The organism is Paenibacillus sp. SC116, from assembly GCF_024733555.1.
Taxonomy (GTDB): domain Bacteria; phylum Bacillota; class Bacilli; order Paenibacillales; family Paenibacillaceae; genus Paenibacillus_B.
Genome location: NZ_JANIOF010000005.1, coordinates 68428 through 82201 on the forward strand (window position 1 = coordinate 68428; position 13774 = coordinate 82201).

The 13774-nt window shown below is 45.8% G+C and carries 12 protein-coding genes; 1 reads left to right on the forward strand and 11 read right to left on the reverse strand.

What is annotated here, in order from left to right:
* Window positions 1-130: 130 nt before the first annotated feature.
* The 10 genes from pyrE to lspA form a co-directional block, all read right to left on the reverse strand.
* Window positions 131-775, reverse strand: coding sequence for an orotate phosphoribosyltransferase (gene pyrE, locus NQ117_RS18560; protein WP_258279513.1), 645 nt, complete (start codon window positions 773-775; stop codon window positions 131-133).
* Between the two features lies 1 nt (window position 776).
* On the reverse strand, window positions 777-1514 hold the full coding sequence (pyrF, locus tag NQ117_RS18565; protein WP_258279514.1) for an orotidine-5'-phosphate decarboxylase: 738 nt from the start codon (window positions 1512-1514) through the stop codon (window positions 777-779).
* Window positions 1515-1636: 122 nt separating this feature from the next.
* The gene (gene carB / locus NQ117_RS18570) at window positions 1637-4849 is read right to left on the reverse strand and encodes a carbamoyl-phosphate synthase large subunit (RefSeq protein WP_258279515.1); all 3213 of its coding nucleotides are present in this window, start codon (window positions 4847-4849) and stop codon (window positions 1637-1639) included.
* A gap of 2 nt (window positions 4850-4851) precedes the next feature.
* Window positions 4852-5982: a glutamine-hydrolyzing carbamoyl-phosphate synthase small subunit gene (gene carA / locus NQ117_RS18575; RefSeq protein ID WP_258279516.1), complete on the reverse strand. Its 1131-nt coding sequence runs from the start codon at window positions 5980-5982 to the stop codon at window positions 4852-4854.
* A gap of 90 nt (window positions 5983-6072) precedes the next feature.
* Complete coding sequence (locus NQ117_RS18580) at window positions 6073-7353, reverse strand: dihydroorotase (RefSeq protein WP_258279517.1); 1281 nt, start codon at window positions 7351-7353, stop codon at window positions 6073-6075.
* Between the two features lie 131 nt (window positions 7354-7484).
* On the reverse strand, window positions 7485-8396 hold the full coding sequence (locus tag NQ117_RS18585; RefSeq protein WP_258279518.1) for an aspartate carbamoyltransferase catalytic subunit: 912 nt from the start codon (window positions 8394-8396) through the stop codon (window positions 7485-7487).
* A gap of 3 nt (window positions 8397-8399) precedes the next feature.
* Window positions 8400-8951: a bifunctional pyr operon transcriptional regulator/uracil phosphoribosyltransferase PyrR gene (pyrR, locus tag NQ117_RS18590; RefSeq protein WP_258279519.1), complete on the reverse strand. Its 552-nt coding sequence runs from the start codon at window positions 8949-8951 to the stop codon at window positions 8400-8402.
* 489 nt (window positions 8952-9440) lie between these two features.
* Window positions 9441-10694 carry an LL-diaminopimelate aminotransferase gene (locus tag NQ117_RS18595; protein WP_258279520.1) on the reverse strand — a complete coding sequence of 418 codons (1254 nt, stop codon included), beginning with the start codon at window positions 10692-10694 and terminating at the stop codon, window positions 9441-9443.
* 151 nt (window positions 10695-10845) lie between these two features.
* Window positions 10846-11850, reverse strand: a complete 1005-nt coding sequence (locus NQ117_RS18600) for an RluA family pseudouridine synthase (RefSeq protein ID WP_258279521.1) — start codon at window positions 11848-11850, stop codon at window positions 10846-10848.
* 7 nt (window positions 11851-11857) lie between these two features.
* Window positions 11858-12364, reverse strand: coding sequence for a signal peptidase II (gene lspA, locus NQ117_RS18605; protein ID WP_258279522.1), 507 nt, complete (start codon window positions 12362-12364; stop codon window positions 11858-11860).
* Between the two features lie 178 nt (window positions 12365-12542).
* Here lspA and NQ117_RS18610 point away from each other — a divergent pair, with 178 nt between their 5' ends.
* A complete protein-coding gene (locus NQ117_RS18610) occupies window positions 12543-13271 on the forward strand; it encodes a TraR/DksA C4-type zinc finger protein (RefSeq protein ID WP_258279523.1) in 729 nt (242 codons plus the stop codon).
* A 22-nt stretch (window positions 13272-13293) separates the two neighbouring features.
* On the opposite strand, the gene NQ117_RS18615 is transcribed toward NQ117_RS18610, so the two are convergent.
* Complete coding sequence (locus NQ117_RS18615; protein ID WP_258279524.1) at window positions 13294-13674, reverse strand: DUF5665 domain-containing protein; 381 nt, start codon at window positions 13672-13674, stop codon at window positions 13294-13296.
* Between the last annotated feature and the right edge of the window lie 100 nt (window positions 13675-13774).

Here is a 13774-nt window from a genome sequence, read left to right on the forward strand (position 1 = left end):
ATTTTACTGCATCATAAAAAGGCACCTTAGGCTTGTATAAAAGCCTAAGGTGCCTTTTCTATCTATTTATCCCACTCATCAATCGTTTTCATATATAAATCGATTCCTTGCCTAATTAACCTATTTTCTCTTATACACCCCAAGCTGCTGGATCACGTCTCCAAGCTTGTAGCATATCCACATCTTTCTCTTCGACGACATTCATCTCAACTGCCGCTTCAATAAGCGCTGTGTAGTTAGACAATGTATGCAATGGAATGTTCGCTTCGGCAAATCCTGCAGCCGCCTTATCAAACTCATAGCTAAAAATAGCCATAACCGCCATTGGCTCTGCCCCTACTTCACGTATTGCCTGTGCCGCCTTAATGGAGCTGCCGCCTGTTGAGATTAGATCCTCGATAACGACAACTTTTTGGCCTGGCTTGATTGAACCTTCAATCTGGTTCTGCTTGCCATGTCCTTTTGCTTTGTCACGTACATATGCCATAGGCAATCCGAGCTTATCCGCTACCCATGCCGCATGAGGGATGCCTGCTGTAGCTGTACCAGCAATCACTTCCGCATCAGGTGCATGCTCGCGTACGAGTTGTGCGAATCCTTCTGCAATAGCATTGCGGATTTCTGGATACCCCATCGTCAAGCGATTATCGCAATAGATAGGTGAACGAATACCAGATGTCCATGTGAATGGATCATTCGGGCGAAGTGCCACTGCTTGAATGGTAAGTAAATGATTCGCAATCGTTGACGCTAAAGGTTTCGATGTTGTTGTCATATTAAATCATCTCCTTCAAGATTTGTTCCAGCGCTTCACGCGGGTTTGCCGCAGCTGTTATAGGACGGCCGATAACGAGATAGTCTGTACCTTGCTGAATAGCCATAGCTGGTGTCATAATTCGAGATTGATCTCCTACCTCACTGCCCGCAGGTCGAATACCAGGAGTAATCGTCTGGAATGATGCGCCGCATGCTGCTTTAATGAGCTGCACTTCCTGTGGTGAAGCTACAACTCCATTTAGTCCCGCTTCTTGCGCCAGCTTCGCATATTTGATAACAGCATCAGGAACTGTACCCGCAATGCCAATCTCCTCATTCATGACTTGCTGATTGGTGCTTGTCAGTTGAGTTACAGCGATAACAGTCGGTCGAGTCAAGCTGCTGTCTTCCTCTAATGCCTGTTCCACACCTTCTACAGCCGATTTCATCATCATTACGCCGCCTGCTGCGTGTATGTTGAACATATCCACGCCGAGCTTCGTCACGCTGTGTGAACCACCTTTGACTGTATTCGGAATATCATGCATCTTTACATCGAGGAACACCCGATAACCTTTAGCTTTGAGCTCACGAATGAAGTCTGAACCCGATGCGTACAGCAGCTGCATACCTACCTTCATATAGCAAGGTATACCTTCAAGCTGCGTCATTAGCTGCTTAGCTGCTTCAACATTAGGGTAGTCTAGTGCTACCATCACCCGGCCTGCTGCCTGTTCGATCGTCATTCGATTTGTCATCCGTCCCGCTCCCCCTATTATCTTTGTCTCGCTTGTTCCATTCGCACCACTCTATGTGTTACATAGCATCTCACAGTCCGAGGAGGCCAATCGGCCTCCTCGTCATAAGTTTCCTATTGAGCTTATAGCACTGGCATTGGGCGTGAGGAGAAGTTTATGCGCTCCAACATTTCAAGCAATGCGCGTACTGTATCTAGAGAAGTCATACATACGACCCCGTTCTCAACTGCTTCACGACGGATACGGAAGCCGTCGCGCTCTGGTGTCTTGCCCTTCGTCAATGTGTTGACGACAAAGTGCGCTTCACCGTTGCGAATCAAATCAAGAATGTTCGGTGAGCCTTCTGTCAGCTTCTGTACCCGTGTTACGAGCAAACCTGCATTCTCAAGTGCAGTAGCTGTACCACCCGTTGCAATCAGCTTGTATCCAAGGCGACTGAAGCCTTGCATCAATTTCGCCGCTTCATCCTTGTCTTTGTCAGCAATAGTGCAGATGATAGCACCTGTTGTTGGAATTTTCATCCCAGAACCGATCAATCCCTTATAGAGCGCCTTCGCATATTCAACATCGCGTCCCATAACTTCACCCGTAGATTTCATTTCGGGGCCAAGTGTCGGCTCTACGCGGCGCAGCTTCGCAAAGGAGAATACCGGTACTTTTACAGATACATGGTCATCTTCTGGCCACAAGCCTTCTTGATAGCCAAGGTCTGTCAATTTGCTTCCAAGAATGAGCTTCGTTGCCACATTCGCCATCGGAATGTTCGTTACTTTGCTCAAGAATGGCACCGTACGCGAGGAACGAGGATTTACCTCGATAACATACACGTCGTCTTGGAAGATGACGAACTGAATGTTGACAAGACCTATTGTCTTCAATTCCTTCGCAATGCGGATTGTAATATCAACAACCTTTTGCTTCAATTCTGGCTTAAGGTGCTGCGGCGGATATACCGCAATCGAGTCACCAGAGTGAACGCCTGCACGCTCAACATGCTCCATGATGCCTGGAATCAATACCGTTTCACCGTCACAAATTGCGTCAACCTCTACTTCTTTACCAAGCATGTAGCGGTCGATAAGCACTGGATGCTCCGGATTGATTTGAACTGCATGTTCCATATAGTTGAGCAAGTCTTCGTCAGAGTATACGATTTCCATCGCACGACCGCCTAGTACATAAGATGGACGTACAAGTACTGGGTAACCAAGGCTTTGCGCCGTGCCTACTGCTTCATCTACAGAAGTTACCGTTTTACCTTTAGGTTGTGCGATATTCAAGCGTGAGAGCAATGCCTCGAACTTCTTACGATCTTCAGCTTCGTCAATGCTGTCTAGGCTCGTACCGATAATACGTACTCCTGCTTTTGCCAACGGTGCAGCCAAGTTAATAGCCGTTTGTCCACCGAATTGGACGATAACGCCTACTGGCTTCTCCTGTTCGATAACGTTCATAACGTCTTCGAAGAAGAGCGGTTCGAAGTACAGTCGGTCAGATGTCGAGAAGTCCGTCGATACAGTCTCAGGGTTGTTATTAATGATAACTGCTTCGTAGCCAGCATCTTGAATTGCCCATACCGCATGCACCGTCGAGTAGTCAAACTCAATGCCTTGCCCGATACGAATTGGACCAGAACCTAGTACGAGCACTTTCTCTTTCGTTGATGGTGCTACTTCGTTCTCTACCTCATACGTAGAGTAGTAGTAAGGTGTCGTTGCTTCGAACTCTGCCGCACAAGTATCTACCATTTTATATACCGGTGCTAGATTATGAGCTTTGCGAAGGTCACGCACTTCTGCCTCGCTTGTGCAGCTTCCGCCTGCGAATACCTCATTGCGAATCTCTGCAATAGCACGGTCTGTGAAGCCGTTGCGCTTCGCTTCATATAATGTCTCAGCAGATAGTTCTGCTTCCTCACGAATGCGATCCTCAAAGCGAATCATGCCTTCAAGCTTATCAAGGAACCACCAGTCAATCTTCGTAAGGTCTTGTATTTGTTGAAGCGTATAATCGCGACGGAAAGCTTCTGCAATAAGGAACATACGCTCATCATCCGGTGTTCTCAATCGTGCTTCAAGCGTTTCTTTCTCAAGAGCATCTGTCCCTTTCAAATAGAGACGATGAACACCGATTTCCAAGGAGCGAATCGCCTTATGCATCGACTCCTCAAACGTGCGGCCAATTGCCATTACTTCGCCCGTAGCTTTCATTTGCGTACCAAGCTTACGGTTCGCTTGTGTGAACTTATCGAATGGCCAACGCGGAATTTTCGAAACGATGTAATCCAGCGTAGGCTCGAAGCAAGCATAGGTTTGCCCTGTTACCGGGTTAACGATTTCATCAAGTGTGTAACCAACCGCGATTTTAGCCGCCATTTTCGCAATCGGATATCCTGTTGCTTTGGAAGCAAGCGCCGACGAGCGGCTTACACGAGGGTTTACCTCGATAACATAGTATTGATAGCTGTACGGATCGAGTGCGAACTGTACGTTACAGCCACCTTCGATGTTCAAGGCACGAATAATTTTCAAAGATGCTGAACGCAGCATTTGATATTCGCGGTCAGATAGCGTCTGGCTCGGTGCTACTACGATACTGTCTCCCGTATGAACGCCTACAGGGTCGAAGTTCTCCATGTTGCAGACAACGATACAGTTGTCATTTGCATCACGCATAACCTCATACTCTACTTCTTTCAAACCCGCGATGCTTTTCTCAACCAAACACTGTCCGATTGGGCTGTAGCGGATACCGGAAGCTACGATGTCACGAAGCTGCTCTTCGTTGTCGCAAATTCCCCCGCCTGTTCCTCCAAGTGTATAGGCAGGACGAACGATAATGGGGTAGCCAATTGTATTCGCGAAGTCTACTGCACCTTCAACCGTCGTTACAATTTCACTTTCAGGTACTGGCTGCTCCAGTTCACGCATGAGCTCGCGGAACAGATCGCGGTCTTCTGCACGCTCGATTGCGTTGAGCTGCGTACCTAGCAAACGAACATTTTCTTGCTCTAGAACACCAGCGCGAGCTAGTTCTACAGCCATATTTAATCCCGTTTGACCGCCCAATGTTGGAAGTAATCCATCTGGACGCTCTTGGCGAATAATTTGTCTAACAAATTCCAGCGTAATTGGCTCGATATACACTTTGTCTGCCATATTTGTATCTGTCATAATCGTAGCAGGATTGCTGTTGATGAGAACGACTTCCAAGCCTTCTTCCTTCAAAGCTTGGCAAGCTTGTGTTCCAGCATAGTCGAACTCGGCCGCTTGACCGATGACGATAGGGCCGGAGCCGATGACGAGTATTTTCTTAAGTTCCTGATTCTTCGGCATAATTATAGTTCTCCTTTCAACTGGGCCACGAGCTCCGCTTGGCGCGGTACAGCTGGCAAATTGCGTTTATGTTCACGAACCATCTCCAGGAATTCGTCAAACAAGTAGCTGCTATCATGCGGTCCTGGTGCTGCTTCTGGATGGTATTGCACAGAGAATGCTGGGAAGCTCTTATGCTTCAAGCCTTCAATCGTTTTATCGTTATTGTTGATATGAGTAACTTCAAGCTCCGTATTTGCAATCGTTTCATCTACTACGGTGTAGCCATGGTTCTGAGAAGTGATGTAGCACCGGTTCGTTGCAAGCTCTTTAACCGGATGATTTCCTCCGCGATGTCCGAACTTCAATCTGCCTGTATCTGCTCCGCAAGCCAAAGCTAGCAGCTGATGTCCTAAGCAAATGCCGAAGATTGGGATTTCACCGAGCAGGTCTTGAATCATTTTCACTGCATGCGGCACATCTTTCGGATCCCCAGGTCCATTTGATAGTTGAATACCATCTGGACGTAGGCGGCGAATCTCGTCAGCCGTTGTATCATGGGGTACGACGATAACGTCGCAGCCGCGCTGTGTAAGTTCACGCAGAATCCCGCTCTTCGCACCGAAGTCAACCAGTACAATGCGCTCACCTAGCCCTGGGCTTGTAAATTGATTCTTCGTTGAAGTGCGTGCCACTTGGTTGCGAAGCAACGGCGTTGCTCCAAGCATTTCTTGCAGCTCTTCTACAGATTTGCTGCCTGTTGCTAGAATACCTTTCATCGTTCCATAGTGACGCAGCTTACGTGTAAGCATGCGCGTATCCACGCCGCTGATGCCAACGATGCCGTACTCTTTCAACAAGCGGTCTACCGTATATTCAGCTCTCCAGTTACTAGGGATGGACTCATGACGACGAACGACAAATCCGTGCACATAAGGGCGAATGGATTCGAAGTCATCTCTTGTAATCCCATAGTTTCCGATAAGCGGGTAAGTCATCGTAACAATTTGACCACAGTAAGACGGGTCAGACAACAATTCCTGATATCCTGTCATTCCTGTATTAAATACAACCTCACCAACTGACTCGCCTTCTGCTCCGAACGCCGGACCCGTAAATAGAGTTCCATCTTCCAATAATAGTTTTGCTTGCATGCTCGTCACTCCTCGCTCTCCACTCTTATCAACTCAACCGCATCGATCGGCTTTTGTACTATCACTGCCAAGCCATTTCCAAACTATGTTCTAGACCTGTTCACTCCATACGATACGACCATCTACAATCGTCATCACTGGCCAGCCTTTCAGCTTCCAACCTGTGAATGGTGTGTTGCGTCCTTCAGAAGCAAACGTTTCTGGATTTACTTCGCGCTCTGTTTCTAAGTCAATCACTGCGATATCTGCAGGCGCCCCTTCTTCCAAGCGCCCTGTATTTAAGCGGAATACTCGTGCTGGGTCAGCTGTCATACGCTTCACAAGCATTTCCAGCGACCATTTCCCTGTAGCTACAAACTTGGTATACATAAGCGGGAAAGCTGTTTCCAAGCCTACGATACCGAAAGGCGCTAGCTCCATACCACGAGCTTTTTCTTCTACACTATGAGGAGCATGATCCGTTACTAAAATATCAATCGTGCCATCTTCTATCGCTTCAATGCACGCTTCTACATCACGAGGTGAGCGAAGCGGCGGATTCATCTTCCAATTCGCATCCAAACCTGGGATATCCTCATCAGATAGAATGAGATGATGTGGACATACTTCTGCGGTTACTCGAATACCGATTTGCTTCGCTTGGCGGATGAGGCGAATCGACTGTTCTGTGCTTACATGACACACATGGTAATGTACGCCTGTAGCTTCCGATAGCAAGATATCTCGGCCTACATGAATTGCTTCCGACTCATTTGGGATGCCTTTCAATCCATGCTTGCGTGCGAATGCTCCATCTGTTACTGCCGCTCCCTTTACTAAGGTGTCGTCCTCGCAGTGTGCGATGACTGGCATATCAAGTGCATGCGCGCGCGCCATTGCATCTTTCATCATTTGTGCTGACTGCACACCTACTCCATCATCCGTGAAGCCAATGACCCCAGCTTCTTTCAAGCCTTCAAAATCTGTTAATTCGCGTCCGAGCTCATTTTTTGTAATCGCTCCATAAGGTAGAACTTTAACGATACCTTCTGACTTCGTCTTGTCGTGGATAAACTGAACCGTTTCCGGTGTGTCAATAACAGGCTTCGTATTCGGCATACACGCTATCGTCGTGAAGCCTCCCTTAGCTGCAGAACGTGTACCTGTAGCAATTGTTTCTTTATGTTCGAAGCCTGGTTCGCGCAGATGAACATGCATATCGATAAATCCTGGGGATACGAACTTACCTGCTGCATCCACAATTTCCACCTGTTCAGGTAATTCCACTTCTACGTCTGTAATGCGCGAGATAATGCCGTCTTCGATCCAAAGGTGCCTTGTTACTAGCTCACCTTTATTACTGAACATTTGTGCATTTGCTAAAATATACATTGTGTTATCCCCTCTCCCGCATCTTGTATCGTTTGTTGTTCTGTTACCTATACTAGCGACCCGTTCTTACTTGAATATATTAAGAGCATGCTTACAGCTCTGAATAATCTCTAATATCATACATGCTGCGTTTATCGTAATGCTCGCTCCATCACTGCCATTCGAATCGGCACTCCGTTGGACATCTGGTCAAAAATTCTTGCCTGTGTACATTCAACCACATCGTCATCAATTTCAACATTTCGATTCACTGGCGCAGGATGCATCACAATGGCGTGCGGCTGCAGCTTGCTAACTCGCTCAGCTGTCATGCCATAAGCATCTCGATATTGCGCAGCTGTAGAGAATACATTGGACTCATGACGCTCAAACTGTACTCGCAGCATCATCACTGCATCTGATAGAAGAGCTTCTTCCATCGTGATGTATGGTGCATCCATATCCTTTGCTTTCATACTTTCTGGTGCACAGAATCGAACATTTGCACCAAACTTGCGAAGTGCCCAGTAGTTAGAGCGAGCTACACGACTATGCTCGATATCTCCGACAATCGTTACATTCAGCCCGGATAAGTCACCGAAATGCTTACGCATTGTGTACATATCGAGCAAAGCTTGCGTTGGATGTTCATTGTTGCCATCACCAGCATTGATAAGAGGCATCTTTACCCGCTCAGCCAACTCAGCCAGCATGCCGACTGGCTTCAGTCGAATAACTCCTGCATCAAGTCCCATCGACTCTAAGGTACGAACCGTATCATAAATCGATTCTCCCTTTTCAACACTCGAAGCTGATGCACTAAAGTTAATGACTTCTGCGCCTAGACGACGCTGAGCGACTTCAAAGGAGCAGCGCGTCCGAGTACTGCTTTCGAAGAACATATTCGTCACAATTTTGTGAGCGAATGTTTGGTTCACCTTCAGCACATGATTTTCCCAGTACAACGCGCGGTCCAGAATCGATTGAATTTCTTCGCGACTTAGGTCCTTCAACCCAAGTAGACTTCGTTCCTTCGTTCTGCTCTCCATTTGAGCGGTAGTCATTTATTATAGCCCCCTGTTGTGAACAATTTTGACTTCATCCATGCCGTCTATTTCGCTGAGTGCTACTTCGATTTCCTCAGAACGTGAAGTCGGTACATTTTTTCCTACATAGTCTGGTCTAATTGGAAGTTCCCGGTGACCTCGGTCAGCCAATACAGCCAGTTGAATCATTTGTGGTCTTCCTTTATCAATAAGTGCGTCCATCGCAGCACGTATCGTTCTGCCTGTGTACAAGACGTCATCACACAAAATAATTTTTTTATCTTCGATTTGGAAACCTTCATTTGTCAGATTCCCCATTCCGCTGCCTACATCCTTGCGATCATCACGATAATCGGAAATGTCTAACTCTGCTACTGGAATGCTCTCATTCTCGATGGAGAAGATACGCTCTGCAATTCGGTTAGCCAGATATATCCCTCTCGTTTTGATACCTACCAGCACACAGTTGTCGATCCCCTTATTTCGCTCCAATATCTCGTGTGCAATTCGTGTCAGTGCACGTCGGATGGCGGCATCATCCATAATAACGTTGTATTCCTTCGTACTCACCATACGTCCTCCTTCATATTCATCCTGTGTATATAGCTTGCTCCGCTGTAGTAAACCTCTATGCTTGCTTAACTTCCTAACAATTGATTATTGTGTCTGTGAAGAAGGTACAAAAAAACTCCTTGCCCACAGGCAAGGAGTTCGTATCAACCATAGTGTTAGAATGATAGCGCTGGAAAAAGACTGCACATCATATTACAGTGCTAGTCATCGAGGAGTGGTGCATCACACCAATCACCCGACTATCCAAAACGCTGAAGAAATCGTGCGCGGCATACACGTGATGTGCATGCTTCGTTCTGTGCGCAGCTTTCTAGCTGTTGCAGAGATGGGACTGTGTCTCTCTGGACACCTAGCCTTCATCATGCATCAGCTCATTCTCGTTACGAGCGTGACCTTGCCAGTCTCACGGGACTGAATTAAAGGTTCAATATGCGATTAATAGGATTATGCCATCCCATCTCACAATTGTCAAGGTCACATTCTCTTCCATTAAAATACAAATTCTACATCTGTTAAGCGACGCTTCAATTCCGAAATAACGCGTTTCTCTTCTTCCTCACCTTTAGCTTGGAATGTAACGGAGAAACGAATAAAGCGACCAGCATCATCCCATGGTACTGTGGAAATAAGCTTTTCACGAATCAAATATTGAGAGAAGTCTTCACCCGTCTCAAATGTCGGACCATTCTTCACACCTTTAGGCGCTTCTACATACAAGAAGAAGGAGCCTTTTGGTTTTTCCGCATGGAAACCGATCTCATTTAGAGCAGCAACAAGCAAGTTATGACGACGAGAATATTTCTCGGAAATAGCTTCTGTGATCTCTGGATTAGCAAGTCCATATGCAGCCGCTTTTTGGATCGCGATAAATTGACCGGAGTCGTTATTGTCTTTCACATCAGAGAAAGCTTTTACGATAAGCGGGTTACCTGCTACAAACCCAATACGCCATCCTGTCATGTTGTAAGACTTGGATAAGGAATGCAGCTCTACACCAACATCCTTAGCGCCTGGAACGCTCAAGAAGCTAAGCGGCTTCACGCCATCATAAGTCAACGCAGAATATGGGGCATCGTGAACAACGATAACTTCATGCTGTTTCGCCCATGCTACAACTTTATCGAAAAACTCAACCGTTGCAGCTGCACCAGTAGGATTGTTCGGGTAGTTCAAATACAACAACTTAGCACGCTTGCAAATATCAGCTGGAATAGCGTCCAAGTTAGGAAGGAAGTTATTTTCCTTCGTCAACTGCACATTGAACACTTCTCCGCCCAAATACTTTGTATGCGTTCCAAGAACAGGGTAACCAGGCACAGTCATAATCGTGACATCACCAGGATTGATGAAACAAGAAGGTAGCATAGCAAGTGCCGGCTTAGAACCGATAGAGTGCACAACCTCTGTCTCAGCGTCGATGCCTTCCACTTGGAATACGTCTTTAAGATATTGAGCTGCTGCTTCTTTAAATTCTGCGATACCGTTGTCCGCATAACCACGGTTCTCTGGCTTCGCTGCTTCTTCAGCAAGCTTTGCTACGATGCCTGCATCAGCCATCTCATCTGGCTCACCTACACCCATATCGATAAGCTCAACGTCGGGATGAGCATTCTTTGCTGCAGCTTTAGCGCGTTTAATCTTTTCGAACTTATAAATGTTTGTATCTTTTCCATAATTCTCGCCACCAATGCGATTTGCGAATTGGCCCTGAATATAGGTTTGTTGATAATGTTGTATAGACATAAATGACCTCTCCTTTACCGTAAAACTCGCCTGTTAAAGCACGAATGTATTGCATCCTTACTATGAAGGAAGCATGCCCGAAACACCATGGATGATTCACGCAAACATTTGTACTTCTTGCACAGAGAAATCATTGGCAACATTACAATTCCTATCTATTTCGAATCGATTTCAATAGTTCTTCCATATCATCTGGTAATGGTGCCTGGAATTGCAAAGTTTCACCCGATACAGGGTGGACAAATCCTAGTGTTTGTGCGTGAAGTGCTTGTCCATTCATTTTTAGCCCACGAGTGCCGCGACTGTACATCGGATCACCTACTAATGGATGACCGATATATTTCATATGAACTCGAATTTGATGCGTACGCCCTGTCTCAAGCTGAAGCTCCACCATTGTTGCATCGCCGAATCGCTCCAACACTTTGAAATGAGTGACCGCATGCTTACTGTTACGTTCAGTGACCGTATACATTTTACGGTCTTGCTCGTCACGACCGATAGGCGCATCAATAGTTCCTTGATCATGAGGTATGTTGCCATGTACGAGCGCCATATATTTGCGCAGCACTGTATGGGCTTTCAATTGGTCTGCAAGTGACACGTGCGCTTTATCATTCTTGGCGGCCATCAATAAACCTGATGTATCTTTATCAATACGATGAACGATACCAGGACGCAACTCACCATTAATACCGGACAAATCTTTACAATGGTACATCAGTGCATTTACAACCGTTCCAGATGTGTGACCTGGAGCGGGATGCACAACTAAACCGCGAGGTTTGTTAATAACAATGACGTCGCTATCTTCGTAATAAACATCAAGCGGGATATCCTCCGCTACAATATCAACAGACTCGGGCTCTGGCATAGCAAGCTCGACAACATCGCCTGCTGCACATTTGTAATTTGACTTTACTGCAGCCCCATTTACAAGCACATGCCCATCTTTAATCCACATTTGAATTTGAGTGCGCGATATATCCATACCCAGCGATTCATGCACTCGCTTATCAAGTCGTTCCTTAGCTTGCTCTGGTGTTATCGTCCATGTATACGAATGAAACTCCTCGCCCTTGCCTTCTACTGGCGAGTTCGAGGAGTTAATGGACGAAGCTATCGTTGTACCATTTAATTCATATTGTTCATTCATTTGGATATTACCCTTTCTCAACTGATCCTTCAGATCCTTCTTGTTGTTCCAGCAACTTCTTTTCACGTTTTACGGACAAGAAAGCGTCCAGCATGACGAAACCAACACCTACACATATACCAATATCTGCGATGTTAAAGATCGGGAATGTATAGAAACCAAAGTCGAATTTAAAGAAATCCACAACTTCGCCCGATATGACACGATCAATAAAGTTTCCAACTGCTCCACCTAATATAAGTCCTAAGCCAAGCTGTAGAATCGAACTATGCTCATGCTTCAATTTCTCTAAATACCAGATGATCCCAATCAATACAACAATCGTCACAGTAATGAGAAACCAACGCTGGTCTTCCAAAATACTAAAGGCCGCTCCGCGATTACGATGTGAAAATAGTGAAAAGAAGCCATCAATAATCGGAATCTCTTCAAAAAGCTCCATACGCGTAGCGACGAGCCACTTTGTTCCTTGATCAAGAGCTAGAACGATAATTGCCAGTATATAATACCACACTGAAACCCGTCACCTCGATTAGCAAAATCAATGTTGAAAACTGTTTGACTCGCTCATTGTAACATACCGCCCATAGACCGTCCAATACGAACCAGCCGGTGATTCATTTTCCATGGGGCAACTCCCTGCATTCCGTGCATTCTATAAGTAGGATGTCCAGACAGGAAGGAGAATGATCGTGTCACATCTAACGTCAGAACAACTACAGCATCTGAAACGTGAACTTACAACTGAACAAGCTGATCTGGAACGAAGACTTCATCAAAACGATCAATATAATTTGGCGGATTCCATTAAAGAAACGACAGGTGAACTGTCTCCGATCGATAATCACCCAGCCGATCTCGCCACTGAATTGTATGAACGCGAAAAAGATATCTCATTATTAGAGCATCATGAAATTCAGCTTGAACGTATTGAAACGGCATTAACACTAATGGAAAAAGGAACGTACGGTACCTGCGTTGTATGCGGCCAGCCTATACCTTATGAACGATTAGAAGCTATACCTTCAACCATGTACTGTGTCAAAGACTGCCCTGAGCAAACGGTTTCCCATAACCGCCCCGTCGAAGAGGAATTTCTTACTCCTCCATTTGGCCGCACAAGCTTAGATGAACGCGAGGACCAAAATGGCTTCGATGGAGAAGATGCTTGGCAGATCGTAGAAGCATGGGGAACATCCGATAGCCCGGCCATGCATGAAGAATCCGATATAGACAGTTATGACCGCATCATGATTGAAGCATCTGAAGAAATTGATGGCTGTGTCGAGTCTTTTGAAAGCTTTGTCGCAACCGATATAACAGGTAAATTTGTATCTGTTGTTCGCAATCGTCAATATGCTCGCTATATGAATACTGGCGAAGGCGAGCCACTTTTAGAGCCCGACCGCTACTACGATTAAAATTAAACATCGCAATTAATAATCAATACATCTTCGAATCTAATTGGGATTGAACAATACGAACGATATCAGCAATAAAGTCCCCAATAAGAGGGAGATTCAGTGCACCAAGCCATTGAAGAACATAAAGTAGCAATACCGTAACGAACGTAATTCCGATAACAACACCTACACCACGTGCTACACCTGCTACAAAATTAACCCAAAGCAAACGGGGCATATTCAGCATTAACTCTGTATATTCAAGCATTCTAGAGCGCTCAAATTGTAATGATATTTTCTGCAACAATGCATGCATACCTTCAATAATTTCACGATCTGATTTATTTTTGTCGTCCAAGCATTCTTTCAATTGTTCCATATCAACTTCAACACGCTCAACTGTACGTTTTCTTTTCTTCATGATGGATTAGGCCTCCTAATCAAACAGATGCGTCAACAGGTCCCTTTTTCAAACAAAAGAGCGTCGACAACTGCGAGAATTTTCGCACGGTCGACGCTCC